The organism is Microbacterium sp. MMO-20 (assembly GCF_037147735.1).
In the GTDB taxonomy this organism is placed as follows: domain Bacteria; phylum Actinomycetota; class Actinomycetes; order Actinomycetales; family Microbacteriaceae; genus Microbacterium.
The window spans coordinates 84,249-99,372 of sequence record NZ_JBBCUU010000007.1; the positions used below are offsets into that span (position 1 = coordinate 84,249).

Here is a 15,124-nt window from a genome sequence, read left to right on the forward strand (position 1 = left end):
GCGCGCTCTATGCTGACGCGCATGACCGACGCATGGCTGCTGGCCCGGCCCGAGATCGACCTCGACCAGACGCGCGCGCTCGCGCGGAGCGCGTACGGGGTGGACGCTGAGCTGCACGAGCTCGGCAGCCAGCAGGACCGCAACTTCCTCGTGCGGGATGCCACGGGCGCGGGCGTGCTGCTGAAGATCTTCCACCCCTCGGTGCCGGCGGAGGCCGTCGAGCTGTACCTCGCGGCATCCGATCGCCTGCGGGAGGCCGGCATCCTGACACCGCGTGTGATCGCGACGGCGTCGGGGGCGAGGACCACCGAGATCGCCTGCGACGGCGCCGCGACGGCGCAGGTCGCGGCGTTCGAGATCGTCGACGGGGCGCCGCTGTCGGACGTCGCGGCGGTCGACGGCGCGTACGCGCAGGAGCTCGGGGAGCTCGCCGCCGAGGTCGACACCGCGCTCGCCGCGCTTCCGGAGACGGGAGCCGACCGCAATCTCCAGTGGGAGCTCGGCAACGCGCTCGCCGTCGTCGAGCAGCTCATCGGCGACCTGCCGGAGGAGCGGCGCGAACTGTGCCTCACGGCGGCCCGTGGCGCGGCTGCCGATCTCGCCGCGGTCGCGGCGTCGCTCCCGCGTCAGATCATCCACGGCGACGTGACCGCCGACAACGTCATGCGCGATCGTCGCGGCCGGCACTGGGTGATCGACCTCGGCGACACCGCGGTGTCGTGGCGGGTCGCCGAGCTCGCGGTGCTGTGCGCCGATCTCTACGGTCGGACGGGCGACCTCACGCTCGTCGGTCGTGCGGTCGCCGGGTTCGACCGGATCTCACCCCTCACCGACGACGAGCTGCAGGCCCTCTGGCCGCTCGTCGTGCTGCGCGGAGCGGTGCTCGCCGTCAGCGGGTGGAGTCAGTTGCGCATCGACCCCGGCAACGACTACGCGCGCGAGCGCGTCGAGCACGAGTGGCGCGTGTTCGACGCCGCGCGGCAGGTCGCATCGGCGGATGCCGAGCTGCAGCTGCGCCTCGCGGCGGGCCGGCCCCACCGCCGCGGACTCGTCTACGCGGGGCTCGTCGTCGCGGGGGAGGGTGTCGAATCCTCTCCTCCGACCGTGCTCGACCTCGGCATCACGAGCCCTCTGCTCGACCGGGGACGGTTCCTGGACCCGGGCGTCGAGACGACGCTCGCCGCAGAGGCCCTCACCGATCTCGGCGCGGTCGCCGTCGCGGCGCGGTTCGGAGAGGCGCGGCTGAGCCGGGTGTCTGCCGAGGTCTCCCGCCCCGCAGCCACGCGCGCCCGGGTCGTCGAGATCTGGACGGTGCCGGGCGCCGGAATCCATGCCCCCTTCGCAGGTGTCCTCACGTGCGGCGACGGGTTCGTGGAGCTGCGGGATGCCGCTGTCGTCGTCCGCCTCGACGGGGTGGTCGGCGGGGTGGATGGCGCCGCGGCGAGCGGGCCGGTGGCGGCCGGAGCCCTGATCGGCACGACAGCAACGGGCGAGGGCGGTCTCGGACGCCTCGTCGTCTCCCGTCGGCTCGCCGGAGCGGAACCCGAGGCGCCCTTCGCCGGCCCCGAGGACGAGTACGAGAGCCCGGGCGCCGCCGACCCGTCCCCGATCCTCGGCATCCGGTCCACCCCTGATCCGATCCGCGAAGAGCGGCGTGCGCGCCGTCGCCGCGAGAACGCGATCGGCGCCGCCGCCGAACGCTTCTACGCCGACCCGCCGCAGATCGAGCGCGGGTGGCAGGCGCTCCTCGTCGACACACGCGGGCGCGCCTATGTCGATCTCGTCAACAACGTCACCGCGATCGGTCACGCCCACCCCGGCTTCGCCGATCGGGTGGGTCGGCAGCTGCATCTGCTCAACACGAACTCGCGCTTCCTCTACGACGCGTACGCGGAGTTCACCGAGCGGCTCGTCGCGCACGCGCCCGATCCAGCACTCGACACCGTCATCCCGGTCAACAGCGGCTCCGAGGCCGTCGACCTCGCCCTCACCCTCGCGCGCATCGCCACCGGGCGGCGTGACGTCATCGCCGTGCGTGAGAGCTATCACGGGTGGACGGCGGCCTCCGACGCCGTCTCGACCTCCGCGTTCGACAATCCCGGGGCCGCCGCCTCGCGGCCCGACTGGGTGCACCTCGTCGACGCGCCCAACGCCTACCGCGGGGCGCACCGCGGGCCGGATGCCGGGGAGCGCTACGCCGACGAGGTGCGCGCCCTTGCGCAGCGCCTCGCCGACGAGGGACGCCCGGCCGGGGCCTTCATCTGCGAGCCCGTCCTGGGGAACGCGGGCGGCGTGGTCCCGCCCGCGGGTTACTTCGCCGCGGTCGCCGACGCCGTGCGCGCGCACGGAGGGCTCATGATCGCCGACGAGGTGCAGGTCGGCTACGGCCGCCTCGGTGCGGCGTTCTGGGGGTCGGAACTCCACGGCGTCGTCCCCGACATCATCACGGTCGCCAAGGCCGCCGGGAACGCCTACCCGCTCGGCGCCGTCCTGACCCGGCGCGAGATCGTCGACGCGCTCGCGCGCGAGGGTTCGTTCTTCTCCTCCTCCGGCGGCACCCCGGCGAGCGCCGTCGCGGGCGCCGCGATCCTCGACGTCATCGACGCCGAGGACCTGCAGCGGCGAGCGGCCGAGGTCGGCGCCGTGATCTCCGACGGGGCGCGGGCACTGGCGGAGAGGCACCCGCTCATCGGGGCGGTTCACGGCAGCGGGCTCTACCAGGGCATCGAGCTCGTGCGTGACCGTGCGACGCTCGAGCCCGCACGCGCCGAGGCGGCCGAGGTATGCGAGCGGATGCTCCGCGAAGGCTTCATCGTGCAAGCCGCCTCCGAACGGCAGAACGTGCTGAAGGTCAAGCCGCCGCTTGTCCTCTCCGCCGACCAGGCGCGCGCGTTCCTCGCGGCACTCGACCGCGTCCTGTCGTCTTTGTATACCTGAGGTGTCGAAAGTGGCGCACCACGTGCCACTTTCGGGATTTTTGTATACACTGACTCCTCGGGAGGTCACCGATGCGCGCGAGCGACCGGGCATACGCAACGTTGCTGGACGAGATCCAGTCCGGAGACCTGCGCCCCGGAACCGTCCTCGGCGAAGTGGAGCAGTCTTCTCGCCTCGGGGTCAGCCGCACGCCCCTGCGTGAGGCCCTCTCGCGTCTCACGGCGGACGGCCTCGTCGCCCAGGCATCCCCGCGCGTCACCGTCGTCACCGACATCGACGCCGGCGACATCCGGGCCCTCTTCGAACTGCGCCGCGCACTCGAAGAGACCGCGGCGCGCGCCGGTGCGAGCCGCGGCGATCGCGATGTCTTCCGCACGCTCGCCGACGAGTTCGCCGCGACGGATGCCGCTGCGGACCCCGACGCGTACTACGCGCTCATCGCGCGCTTCGACCGCGCTCTGGATGCCGCCGTCGCGAACGAGTACCTCACCGCGGCGCTGAAGAACGTGCGCACCCACCTCGTGCGCGTGCGCCGGCTCGCCCGCGACAACCCGGAGCGCCTCGCGGCATCCGTCGCGGAGCACCGTGTGATCGCATCGGCCATCGCGACGGGCGACGCGGAGCTCGCCGCACACGCCACGCACGTCCACCTGCACAACGCGCTCACGTCGATCCTCGACACCCTCAACGTCCCCACGTCCGACCCCACGGAGGCCACCGCATGACCGTCATCCACCACGTCCGCGTCCACCGCAGCGAAGAGAACCTCGCGCGCGAGGATCAGCTCGCCGACAAGATCGCCCAGGTCGCAGCCGACCCCGTCGCCGTGGACGCCGATGTCGTCGAGATGATCATCAACCGTGTCATCGACAACGCGTCGGTCGCCGCGGCTTCGCTCACCCGCGGCCCCGTGGTCGCCGCTCGCGCTCAGGCGCTCGACCACCCGGTCTCGCGGAACGGCCACGGCGCGACCGTGTTCGGCGAGCCCAACGAGACCGTCTCGAGCCCCGAGTGGGCCGCATGGGCGAACGGCGTGGCCGTCCGCGAGCTCGACTACCACGACACGTTCCTCGCCGCGGAGTACTCCCACCCGGGTGACAACATCCCGCCGATCCTCGCGGTCGCCCAGCACGCCGGCAAGGACGGCGCCGCGCTCGTGCGCGCCATCGCGACGGGCTACGAGATCCAGATGGACCTCGTGCGCGCCATCTCGCTGCACAAGCACAAGATCGACCACGTCGCTCACCTCGGACCGTCGGCCGCCGCCGGCATCGGCACGCTTCTCGATCTCGACGAGGCGACGATCTCTCAGGCCGTCGCGCAGGCCCTGCACACGACGACCGCGACGCGCCAGTCGCGCAAGGGCGAGATCTCCACCTGGAAGGCGCACGCGCCCGCCTTTGCCGGCAAGATGGCGGTCGAGGCCGTCGACCGGGCGATGCGCGGGCAGACCTCGCCCTCGCCGATCTACGAAGGCGAGGACGGCGTCATCGCCTGGATGCTCGACGGGCCGGATGCCTCCTACGACGTGCCCCTCCCGGCTCCCGGCGAGCCCAAGCGCGCCATCCTGGACTCGTACACGAAGGAGCACTCGGCCGAATATCAGGCGCAGGCGTGGATCGACCTCGCGCGGAAGCTCCATAACGAGGCATCCTTCGACCCCGCCGACGTCGCGTCGATCGTGCTGCACACGTCGCATCACACGCACTACGTCATCGGCTCGGGCGCGAACGACCCGCAGAAGTACGACCCGAAGGCCTCGCGCGAGACGCTCGACCACTCCATCCCGTACATCTTCGCGGTCGCCCTCCAGGACGGCGGCTGGCACCACGTCGACTCGTACCTGCCCGAGCGCGCCGCCCGCCCCGACACCGTCGCGCTGTGGCACAAGATCACGACGGCCGAGGATGCCGAGTGGACGCGCCGCTACCACTCTGAGGACCCCGACGAGAAGGCGTTCGGCGGACGCGTCGAGATCACGCTCGAGGACGGTACCGTCCTCACCGACGAGATCGCCGTCGCCGACGCGCACCCGCTCGGTGCGCGGCCGTTCGCACGGGAGAACTACGTCGCCAAGTTCCGCCTGCTCGCGGAGCCCGTGCTCGCGCCCGAGGAGATCGAGCGGTTCCTGGACCTCGCCCAGCGCCTGCCGGAGCTCACCGCCGCCGAGGTGCAGGAGCTCAACATCGTCGCGAAGGCCGGGGTCCTCGACTCCGTCGCGAGCCCGAAGGGCCTGTTCTGATGCTGTACGCACAGACTCCGGCCGCGGAGAAGCGGCGGCTGTTGCGCGAGAAGCTCGCCGCGGGGGAGCTCGTGCGCTTCCCGGGCGCGTTCAATCCGCTGAGCGCCCGGCTCATCGAGCGGAAGGGCTTCGAGGGCGTCTACATCTCGGGAGCGGTGCTCTCGGCCGACCTGGGCCTTCCCGACATCGGCCTGACGACCCTGACCGAAGTCGCCGGGCGCGGGCAGCAGATCGCCCGCGTGACGGAGCTTCCCGCGATCATCGACGCCGACACCGGGTTCGGTGAGCCGATGAACGTGGCGCGCACGATTCAGACCCTCGAAGACGCGGGCCTTGCCGGCACCCACATCGAGGACCAGGTCAACCCCAAGCGCTGCGGACACCTCGACGGCAAGCAGGTCGTCGACACCGACACCGCGCTCAAGCGCATCCGCGCCGCCGTGGATGCCCGCCGCGACCCGAACTTCCTCATCATGGCGCGCACCGACATCCGCGCCGTGGAGGGCCTTCACGCCGCCATCGACCGCGCGAAGGCGCTCGTGGATGCCGGGGCCGACGCGATCTTCCCCGAGGCGATGAAAGACCTCGGGGAGTTCGAGGCCGTGGCATCCGCCGTCGACGTGCCGGTGCTCGCCAACATGACCGAGTTCGGCAAGAGCGACCTGTTCTCCACCTCCCAGCTGCGGGATGCCGGTGTGCAGATCGTCATCTGGCCGGTGTCGCTCCTGCGGATGGCGATGGGTGCGGCCGGTCGCGCGCTCGATACCCTGAACGACGAGGGTCACCTCACGTCGCGGCTGGGCGAGATGCAGCACCGCGCGGATCTCTACGACCTGCTCGACTACGAGGCGTACAACCACTTCGACCAGAGCGTCTTCACCTTCCAGATCACGAACCCCGCCACGAAGGAGTGAGCATGTCCGACATTCACAAGGGCCTCGCCGGCGTCGTCGCCGACGTGACGGCCGTCAGCAAGGTGAACCCCGAGACGAACTCGCTGCTCTACCGCGGCTACCCCGTCCACGAACTCGCGGCGACGCAGCCGGCCGAGGCCGTTGCGTACCTGCTCTGGAACGGCGAGCTGCCGGATGCCGCGCAGCTCGCGGCCCTGCGGGCGACCGAGCGGGAGCACCGCGCGCTCCAGAGCGACGTCAAGGCCGTCATCGACCTGACACCGCTCGATGCGCATCCGATGGACGAGGTCCGCTCGGCCGTGAGCGTCCTCGGTGCGCGCGACCTCGCCGGCACCGGGTCGGTGCTGGATGCCTCGGGCTCGCCCGAGGACAACCTCGCCCGCAGCATCCGCCTGTTCGCGGCGCTCCCCGCGATCGTCGCGTACGGCCAGCGTCGTCGTCGTGGGCAGGAGCTCATCGCGCCGCGGGACGACCTGGACTACGCCGCCAACTTCCTCTGGATGACCTTCGGCGAGGAGTTCGACGACGTCGTCGTGGACGCCTTCAACCGGTCGATGATCCTCTACGCGGAGCACTCGTTCAACGCGTCGACCTTCACGGCCCGCGTCATCACCTCGACCCTGAGCGACCTGTACTCGGCCGTCGTCGGCGCGATCGGTGCGCTGAAGGGTCCGCTGCACGGCGGCGCGAACGAGGCGGTGCTGCACATCTTCGACGAGATCGGCGACGCCGACAACGTCGTACCGTGGCTCGACGACGCCCTGGCGCACAAGCGCAAGATCATGGGCTTCGGGCACCGCGTCTACAAGCGCGGCGACTCGCGCGTGCCGACCATGAAGGCGGCGCTCGACACGCTGATCGCGTACTACGACCGTCCCGATGTCGAGGCCCTGTACGCGACGCTCGAGCGCGAGTTCGTCGAGCGGAAGGGCATCTACCCCAACCTCGACTACCCCTCGGGGCCCGCCTACAACCTGATGGGCTTCGACACGCTCACCTTCACGCCGCTGTTCGTCGCGGCGCGGGTCGTGGGTTGGACGGCGCACATCATGGAGCAGGCGGCATCCAACGCCCTCATCCGTCCGCTGTCGGAGTACACCGGCCACGACGAGCGCCACATCGACGGTTTCGTCGACGAGGTCGGCACGTCGGCGATCGCGCTGCGCGCCGCCGAAGCGGAGCTCTGACGCCGACGGGCCGCGCGCAACGACCCCCGGATGCCGAGGCATCCGGGGGTCGTTTCACGTCTGAGGTCAGGCGACGGCGGGGCGGCGCCGCATCATCACGAGACCTGCGATGAGCACACCGACCGCGAGGACCGCCACGAATCCGATCGGGAACGATCCGCCGGTGGCGGCGAGCGTCCCGTTCGCGAGGACGGTCACCGCGAGGCGCACCTCGCCCGTGCCCGACGTGAGCACGAGAGTGTGCGCCCCCGGAGCGAGCCCCGCCGGGACCTTCACCGCGAACGTCACGCGTCCGCTCGCGTCCGCCGCGGGGATGCCCGTGACGACGATCGGGTCGCTGAAGAGCGTCGCCGCGACCTGCTGGCCGGCCAGCAGCCCCGTGATCGTCACCGTGAACGAGCCCCCGGCCGCGACGCGGCCGGAGCCGTAGTCGATGTCCGCCGCCTCGAGTGCTGCGCCGAGCTCCTCGTCCGTCGGGCCCGCCGGATCCGTTCCCTCGTCCGACGCCGGGACGGCGCGGCCGAGCGCCGCCGGCGAGAGCGGGCTGTTCGCGGCGAAGTACGCCACGGATGCGGCCAGATCCACCTGACCGGTGTCCGTGCGGTCCGCGCCGGCGGCGAACGTCGTGAAGCCGTCGCCTCCGGCCGCGAGGAACGAGTTGGTCGCCACCACGACGGAGTCGCTCGGCGCGATCTCCTCGCCGTCGAGCGTCATCGAGGACACGTGGCCTCCCGCGGGCGCCGCATCGTCGAAGACGTAGCGGAATCCCTTGGAAAGGCCCAGGTGGAGCTTGGGGCGCTCCGCCCGGGGCTGCCACTGCTCCTCGAGCACGTGCTTCAGCTGCGCGCCGGTGAGCTCGACGGTGACGATCGTGTTCGCGAACGGCTGGACATTCGCGATGTCGCGGTACGTGACGGTGCCGTCGGCGCCGAACCGCAGGTCGTCGCGCAGACCACCCGGGTTGATGATGCCGATCTGCGCCGGCCTCCCCGCGTAGGCCTCGCCGGAGGTCGCCCACAGGTACATGTCCGCGAGCGTGTTGCCCATCGACGACTCGACGCCGCGGTCGCTGCCGGCCGGGGTGCCGCCGCGCAGGATGTCGGCCGTGATCGATCCGACCCGGACGGCGCCCTTCTCCTTGGCGACCGCGACGGCGTCCTGGACGATCTGCGCCACGTCGGGGTCTGCGGGGAAGGCTCCGGCAAGCGGGAACACGGAGCTGGAGATGCCGACCAGCTCGTGCGTAGCGCTGTCGACCTGCAGGTCGAGCTGGCCCATCGACTGCCCGTACTGCGCGGCCTGGATGACCGGACGCGTCATGCCCGCGCCGTTCACCGGAACCTCGCAGCTGTACGTCTGGTGCGTGTGCGCCGAGACGATCGCGTCGATGTCCGCCGAGGCACCGCGGATGAGCGCGCCGAAGTCGGACGCGTCGGCGGCCACAGCGGCGCAGTCGCCCGACGTCGCCGAGCCGGAATGCGTCAGCAGGACCGTGACGTCGGCGAGGTCGCCGTCGGAGATCTCCGCCGCGACCCGGTTCGCGGCCTCGAGCTGGTCGCCGAACTCGATGTTCGCGATCCCGTCCGGACTCACCATCGTCGCTGTGTCCTCGGTGACGGTGCCGATGAACGCCACGCGCACGCCGCCGGTCTCCTCGACGGTGTACTCGGGGAGCGCGGGGGTCTGCGTGCCCTTCAGGTACACGTTCGCGCCGAGCGTGTAAGGGTCGCCGGCGGCTGCGTCGCCGCCGCCCCAGAGCGTGCGCACGCGCCCCGTCAGGTCGTCGAAACCCTGGTCGAACTCGTGGTTGCCGACGGCGCTGACATCCAGACCCGCCCCACGCAGTGCCTCGATCGTCGGTTCGTCCTGCTGGATGAACGACGTGAACGTCGAGGCGCCGATGTTGTCGCCGGCCGAGACGAACAGCGTGTTCGGGTTCTCTGCCTTCTTGGCGGCGACGGCTCCGGCGACGACGGCCGCGCCGGCGACGCCGCCCGAGCCTGCCTCCAGACGCCCGTGGAAGTCGTTGACGGTGAGGATTCGTACGTCGGTCATGCCGTCGTCGATCGCGAACAGCGTGGTCGTCCCGGACACCTCGTTGGCGACGGCCAGGAGCGGCTGACCCGTCGTCGACTGCGCAGCGGGGATGAACGTGACGCCCTCGGCGCCGAGGTCGAGCGACGCGGCGCTCGGCGCTTTGCCCGCCGAGAAGTCGCGGTTGTTGATGTAGGTGACGAAGGCGGATGCCGCGGGGTCGGTGATGTCGTAGACGATCACGCCGCCCATCCGCTCGAGACCCACGAATGCGTAGGTGCGCCCGTTGACCTCGCCGATCGCGACGCTCTCGGGCTCGGGGCCCTTCGACGCGCTGCGGGTGTCGAAGCCCGTCTCGTCGTGGCCGGAGTTGAAGTAGTCGGGGACGGCGTCGGCGAGGACCTGTTCGAAGCCGTCGCCCGAGTCGAAGACGCGCTGACCGTCGGTGGTCCAGATCGAGAACGATCGACCGCCGTAGCTGTACAGCTCGCTGTAGCAGTCGGCACCGGCCGCGACACCGAGGTCGGTGGCGACCTTCAGGCGTCCGAGGTCGGCATCGCCCTTGAGCGCGGCGAGAGGGCTGTCGGAGCACACGGCGGCGAGTCCCTTCTTGCCCAGGTCCTTCACGCGGGCCTCGTCGATGTAGGAGCCCCATTCGCGGGCGTCGCCCTCGTTGGCGGTGACGAGGTAGGTCCGACCGTCCGCCTGGTAGGAGTTCACGCCGTCGGGCATGTAGATGCCCTTCAGGCCCGGATACGTCTGGATGCGGATCGCGCTGTCGCGGTCGCTGGCATCCAGCCCGTTGCCGACGGCGCCGTGATCCTTGAAGCCGAGGGAGTAGAGGTCGGTGACAGCCGCGGACGCGAGGTCGACGACCGCTATCGCGTTCGCCTCCTGGACCGCAACGTAAGCGGTGGCCCCGTCGACGGTGATGTACTCCGGCTCGAGGTTGCGGCTGACGCGATTGTCCGCGAGCGGGCGGTCACCCTGGTCGGGCGCGGCGACGTCGGGGCCGAAGACCCGCACCCCGGCCGGCAGGTTCGCACCCTCGTAAGCGCCGAATCCTGCGATGCGGACATCCGCCTGCGCCGGCGCGGTCTTTCCGGCCGGCAGGGTCACGACCCCGACGGACCCCTCGGGGTCGACCGAGAAGTCGGCCGCGGGCTCGCCCTCGTTCGCGACGACCGCGAAGCGGCCGTCCTGGGTGATGGTCACCATGTCGGGAAGGGCGCCGACGACGACGCTGCCGAGGATCGCGGGTGCCCCGGCATCCGCGTCGAAGAAGACGAGCGTGCCCGGATCGGTCTTCACAGGGCTCTCCAGCGCGATGACGCCGAGCCCGTCGGCACGGACGGCGACGGAGTTGGCGACGCCGTCCGCCGCGATGGCGAAGAGCTTCGTCGGAGCGGTCGGATCGGAGTAGTCGAGCACGCTCACGGCGCCGGCCTGGGCATCGACGACGAACAGACGATCGCCGTGCGCCGCGACGATCTCGGCGGCGGACGCGCTGAAGACGCCGGTCGCGTGGGTGCCGATCGGGGTCAGCGAGAGCGCCGCATCGTCGGCGGAGTACACGACCGGAACGGCGGGCGGGTCCGCCGCGAGCGCGGACGTCGGGGTCACGAGCGGTGTCAGGGCGAGCGTGCATACGAGTGCGGCCGTGGTGGCCGCGCCGAGCACGCGGCGTCGAGCAGGCGAAGGCATGGATGTCCTCAGATCGGTGGGGCGGGGATGGATCCTGACTACCCACGCCGTGTGGCGACCGTCTGACGCGGTGGTGAACAGCCGGCGACTCGTGCCCTCTCACATTCCTGGCGGGGACCGCGTAGACTGAGCAATGTGCCCTACCGGGCGCTGACGAAGATGTCGATTTGTCTCACGAGGACGTGACTACATGAGCATGACTGCCGTACCCGCCGCGCTCTCCGCGGAAGAGCGGGACGCCATCCTGGACGCCGTCCGCGAGTTCGCCGCCGCGCGGCTCGCGCCGAATGCGCTCGACTGGGACCGCCGCAAGCACTTCCCGAGGGACGTGCTCGCCGAAGCGGGCGAGCTCGGCCTCGGTGCACTGTACGTGCGCGAGGACGTCGGCGGCACGGGCCTGCGGCGCGAGGATGCCGCAGCGATCTTCGAAGCGCTGGCGATGGGCGACCCCACGATCGCGGCGTACATCACGATCCACAACATGGTCGCGTGGATGATCGATCGGAACGGCACGCCGGCGCAGCGCGAGCAGTGGCTGCCGCGGCTTGCGACGCTGCGCGATCTCGGGGCCTATTGCCTCACCGAGCCGGGTGCGGGCTCGGATGCCGCGGCGATCACGACGAGCGCCATCGCCGACGGCGACGAGTACGTCCTGACGGGGGTCAAGCAGTTCATCTCGGGCGCCGGCGAGGCATCCGTCTACGTCGTGATGGCGCGCACCGGTGAGCCGGGCGCGAAAGGCGTGACCGCATTCCTCGTTCCGGCGGAGGTCGCGGGCCTGAGCTTCGGGCCCAACGAGCACAAAATGGGGTGGAACGCTCAGCCGACGCGTCAGGTCATCCTCGACGAGGTGCGCGTCCCGGCATCCGCTGTGCTCGGCGAAGTCGGCGGAGGCTTCCGGATCGCGATGAAAGGGCTGAACGGCGGGCGCGTCAACATCGCCGCCTGCTCGCTCGGCGGTGCGCAGTGGGCGCTCGACCGCGCCGTACGGTATGTGCACGAGCGCTTCACGTTCGGGGAGGCGCTCGCCGAACGACAGTCGGTCGTGTTCGCCCTGGCCGACATGGCGACGGAGCTCGTCGCCGCGCGAGCGCTCGTCGAGCGCGCCGCTCGAGCGATCGACGAGGACGCACCCGACGTCGCCGTCCAATGCGCGATGGCGAAGCGCTTCGCGACGGATGCCGGGTTCGAGATCGCCAATCGGGCGCTGCAGCTCCACGGCGGGTACGGCTACCTGCAGGAGTACGGCATTGAGAAGGTCGTGCGCGATCTGCGCGTGCACCAGATCCTGGAAGGAACGAACGAGATCATGCGTGTCGTCATCGGCCGCGGCGTCGTCGGGGCATAACCGGCCCGGCCCGAGCTGGAAGACTGGCGACATGAGCGACTACGAGACGATCCTCGTCGAGACGCGCGGGCGCGTCGGCTGGATCACGCTGAACCGACCCGAGGCCCTGAATGCCCTGAACTCGCAGGTCATGCGCGACGTCGTCGCCGCGGCCGAGGCGTTCGACGCCGACGAGGCGATCGGCGCGATCGTCGTGACAGGCAGCGAGCGGGCGTTCGCGGCGGGCGCCGACATCAAGGAGATGGAGCAGAAGTCCGGGCGCGAGATGCTCATGGACGACCATTTCGGCGCCTGGGGGCGGTTCGCGGCCGTGCGGACGCCGGTCGTTGCGGCGGTGTCGGGATACGCGCTCGGCGGCGGGTGCGAGCTCGCGATGATGTGCGACATCATCCTCGCGGCCGACACGGCGCGCTTCGGCCAGCCCGAGATCACCCTCGGGGTGATCCCGGGGATGGGAGGTACGCAGCGCCTCGTCCGCGCCGTCGGGCCGTACGTCGCCGCGGACCTCGTGCTCACGGGGCGCCTCCTGACGGCGGCCGAGGCCGCGACGGCGGGTCTCGTGTCGCGTGTCATCCCCGCGACCGACCTCCTCGCCGAGACCGAGAAAGTCGCGGCATCCATCGCCGACAAATCGCTCGTCGCCCTCTTTGCCGCGAAAGCAGCGCTGGATGCCGCTCTGGAGAGCTCGCTCGCCGAGGGCTTGCGGTTCGAGAAGCACGCGTTCTCCGCTCTCTTCGACACGGAGGACCAGAAGGAGGGCATGGCCGCCTTCCGCGAGAAGCGTCCGCCGGAGTTCACGAACCGGTGACCCTCAGTCCCGCATTGCGTGAAACCGAGTCCCATCTTCTATGATGGGAGCAGCGCGAAGGAGATGCGATGAAGATCGTGGTGCTGGTCAAAGAAGTCCCCGATACCTACGGTGATCGGAAGCTGAGCCTGGAGACGGGCCTTGCTGATCGCGCCGCGTCGGAGCGGGTGCTCGATGAGATCGGCGAGCGTGCTCTCGAAGTCGCCCTGAGCTACGCCGATGCGAATCCGGGCACCGAGGTCCAGGTCGTGTCGATGGCCTCCGAGGACGCCGCCGCGACCGTTCGCAAGGGCCTCGCGATGGGTGCGGCTTCCGCGCTGCAGGTCGTCGACCCGGGTCTTGCGGGCGCCGACCTCGGCGTCACGGCGCGCGTGCTCGCCGCCGCCGTGCAGCGCGCCGGATTCGACCTCGTCATCACGGGCAACCTGTCGACGGACGGGTCGGGCGGCGTGCTGCCGGCGATGCTCGCCGAGTACCTCGGCGTCGCGCAGGCGACGGCGCTGTCGGCTGTCGAGATCTCGGACTCCGGGGTGTCGGGCACGCGCGCAACGGATGCAGGCACGGCTCAGGTCAGCGCGACGCTCCCCGCGGTCATCTCGATCACCGAGGCCCTGCCCGACGCGCGGTTCCCGAACTTCAAGGGCATCATGGCCGCGAAGAAGAAGCCGTTCGAGACGGTGTCGCTCGCCGACCTCGACGTCGACGTCGACCCGGCATCCGCCCCGCAGTCGATCATGACCGCCGTGAGCGAGAAGCCGCCCCGCGGAGCCGGCATCAAGATCACCGACGAGGGGGATGCCGGCGAGAAACTCGCCGCGTACCTCATCGAGAACCGACTGGCGTAAGGGGCACACCATGGCGGAGTTCGCTGCGGATTCGATTCTCGTCCTTCTGGACGTCACCCCCGATGGTGCGCTCGCATCGTCGTCGGCAGGCCTTCTGGGCGCCGCCGCGCAGATCGGCACGCCCGTCGCACTCATCGTCGCCGCCGAAGAGGCGCACGCGGCCCTCGCCGCTGCGGCGGGCGAGCTCGGCGCGCGGGCGGTGCTCGTCGCGGGGCTCGGCGGCGCCGATCAGGCGCTGACGGTGCCGATCGTGGATGCCGCGGCATCCGCCTACGACCTCGTACAGCCCGACGCGGTGCTCGTCTCGAACTCGATCGAGGGGCGCGACGTCGCGGGGCGGCTCGCCGCCCGGCGACAGCTTGCGCTCGCGGTCGACGCGGTCGGAGTCGCGCGTGACGACGAGGGCGTGCTCGCGCAGCACTCCGTCTACGGCGGGGCGTTCAACGCGACCTCGGCGCCGACGTTCGGCGCTCTCGTTGTGACGGTGCGCCAGGGTGCGATCGACGCGCGGGCCGAGGCCGTGGCATCCCCCGTCGTCGAAGCTCTCGAGGTGACGGCCTCGGGCATGCCGGCGGCGCGGATCGCGTCGTTCACGGCGGAGGTCGCGACCTCGTCGCGCCCCGAACTGCGCGGAGCGGCGAAGGTCGTCTCGGGCGGGCGGGGACTCGGCTCCGCGGAGAAATTCGCGCTCGTCGAGGAACTCGCCGATGCGCTCGGCGCCGCGGTCGGCGCGTCGCGTGCGGCGGTGGATGCCGGCTACATCCCCTACTCGCACCAGGTCGGGCAGACCGGCGTGTCGGTCGCGCCGCAGCTGTACGTCGCGCTCGGGATCTCGGGTGCGATCCAGCACAAGGCGGGCATGCAGACCGCGAAGACCATCGTCGCGATCAATAAGGACGGCGATGCCCCGATCTTCGAGATCGCCGACTACGGCATCGTGGGCGACGTGTTCCAGGTCGTGCCCCAGCTGATCGCCGCCCTCAACGCCAAGAAGGGCTGACGCCTGTGGCGACGTTCTCGTCCAGTCTGCGCCGCGGGCTGCCGCGCACCGCCGGCGGCGATCCGTGGCCTCCCGCCGGCACCGGTCCCGCGCCGCAAGCGCCGC

Annotated in this window: 10 protein-coding genes; 9 read left to right on the forward strand and 1 reads right to left on the reverse strand. The window is 70.9% G+C overall.

What is annotated here, in order from left to right; genetic code table 11:
• Positions 1 to 21: 21 nt before the first annotated feature.
• The 5 genes from WFI52_RS10360 to WFI52_RS10380 all read left to right on the forward strand — a co-directional run bounded on the left by WFI52_RS10360 (position 22) and on the right by WFI52_RS10380 (position 7,280).
• Positions 22 to 2,937, forward strand: a complete 2,916-nt coding sequence (locus WFI52_RS10360) for an aminotransferase (protein WP_336626385.1) — start codon at positions 22 to 24, stop codon at positions 2,935 to 2,937.
• A 71-nt stretch (positions 2,938 to 3,008) separates the two neighbouring features.
• Positions 3,009 to 3,662 carry a GntR family transcriptional regulator gene (locus tag WFI52_RS10365; protein ID WP_336626384.1) on the forward strand — a complete coding sequence of 218 codons (654 nt, stop codon included), beginning with the start codon at positions 3,009 to 3,011 and terminating at the stop codon, positions 3,660 to 3,662.
• Positions 3,659 to 5,179, forward strand: a complete 1,521-nt coding sequence (locus WFI52_RS10370; RefSeq protein ID WP_336626383.1) for an MmgE/PrpD family protein — start codon at positions 3,659 to 3,661, stop codon at positions 5,177 to 5,179. The genes WFI52_RS10365 and WFI52_RS10370 overlap by 4 nt, the downstream gene beginning before the upstream one ends.
• Positions 5,179 to 6,093: a methylisocitrate lyase gene (gene prpB / locus WFI52_RS10375; RefSeq protein ID WP_336626382.1), complete on the forward strand. Its 915-nt coding sequence runs from the start codon at positions 5,179 to 5,181 to the stop codon at positions 6,091 to 6,093. The genes WFI52_RS10370 and prpB overlap by 1 nt, the downstream gene beginning before the upstream one ends.
• Positions 6,094 to 6,095: 2 nt before the next feature.
• Entirely contained in the window at positions 6,096 to 7,280 is a 1,185-nt protein-coding gene (locus WFI52_RS10380) for a bifunctional 2-methylcitrate synthase/citrate synthase (protein ID WP_442927742.1), read from the forward strand.
• Between the two features lie 66 nt (positions 7,281 to 7,346).
• Here WFI52_RS10380 and WFI52_RS10385 read toward each other — a convergent pair whose 3' ends face one another.
• On the reverse strand, positions 7,347 to 11,018 hold the full coding sequence (locus tag WFI52_RS10385; RefSeq protein ID WP_336626380.1) for a choice-of-anchor I family protein: 3,672 nt from the start codon (positions 11,016 to 11,018) through the stop codon (positions 7,347 to 7,349).
• 190 nt (positions 11,019 to 11,208) lie between these two features.
• Here WFI52_RS10385 and WFI52_RS10390 point away from each other — a divergent pair, with 190 nt between their 5' ends.
• From WFI52_RS10390 to WFI52_RS10405, 4 genes are all read left to right on the forward strand, one after another.
• Positions 11,209 to 12,366, forward strand: coding sequence for an acyl-CoA dehydrogenase family protein (locus tag WFI52_RS10390; RefSeq protein WP_336626379.1), 1,158 nt, complete (start codon positions 11,209 to 11,211; stop codon positions 12,364 to 12,366).
• A 31-nt stretch (positions 12,367 to 12,397) separates the two neighbouring features.
• The gene (locus WFI52_RS10395; protein ID WP_336626378.1) at positions 12,398 to 13,174 is read left to right on the forward strand and encodes an enoyl-CoA hydratase-related protein; all 777 of its coding nucleotides are present in this window, start codon (positions 12,398 to 12,400) and stop codon (positions 13,172 to 13,174) included.
• 68 nt (positions 13,175 to 13,242) lie between these two features.
• Positions 13,243 to 14,019, forward strand: coding sequence for an electron transfer flavoprotein subunit beta/FixA family protein (locus tag WFI52_RS10400; protein WP_336626377.1), 777 nt, complete (start codon positions 13,243 to 13,245; stop codon positions 14,017 to 14,019).
• Between the two features lie 10 nt (positions 14,020 to 14,029).
• Complete coding sequence (locus WFI52_RS10405; RefSeq protein WP_336626376.1) at positions 14,030 to 15,019, forward strand: electron transfer flavoprotein subunit alpha/FixB family protein; 990 nt, start codon at positions 14,030 to 14,032, stop codon at positions 15,017 to 15,019.
• Positions 15,020 to 15,124 lie beyond the last annotated feature (105 nt).